The organism is Yoonia sp. R2-816 (assembly GCF_046762905.1).
GTDB lineage: Bacteria > Pseudomonadota > Alphaproteobacteria > Rhodobacterales > Rhodobacteraceae > Yoonia.
This window is the reverse complement of the sequence record NZ_JBKQXN010000195.1, coordinates 1-405: the sequence shown is the minus strand read 5'-3', so window position 1 is coordinate 405 and position 405 is coordinate 1. Positions and strand designations below refer to the sequence as shown.

Below are 405 nucleotides of genomic sequence, written 5' to 3'. Positions count from 1 at the left end.
GCCTGCTCCATGACGTCCGCCAACAGCTTACGACGGTCCACTTTTTTCTGCGCCTCAGGATCACGCGCAGGCATGGTCATCCCCGCCTCATCCGCGAGGATCCGAACCGCCTCCATGAAGCCGACGTTCTCGGTTTCGCGCACAAAGGAAATTGCATCTCCCTTCGCGTGGCAGCCAAAGCAATAGTAATACCCTTTGCGATCATCGACGTGAAAGCTGGCGGATTTTTCCTGGTGAAATGGGCACGATGCCCATAAATCACCCTTACCCTGGTTGGACTTGTGTTGATCCCACATGACTTTGCGCCCGACGACCTGCCCAATGGATAGCCGCGCGCGAAGCTCGTCCAGAAATTCTGGTGGTAGTAAACCATTCATCATTGCAACATAGCCGAAATGAGCAAAG

General features: G+C 54.3%; 1 protein-coding gene. It reads right to left on the bottom strand.

Annotated elements, in window-relative coordinates; genetic code table 11:
- Positions 1-377 (bottom strand): CHC2 zinc finger domain-containing protein (locus ACFWW2_RS12065; RefSeq protein ID WP_393928325.1); only part of this gene is annotated, 377 nt, incomplete at its 3' end.
- Positions 378-405 lie beyond the last annotated feature (28 nt).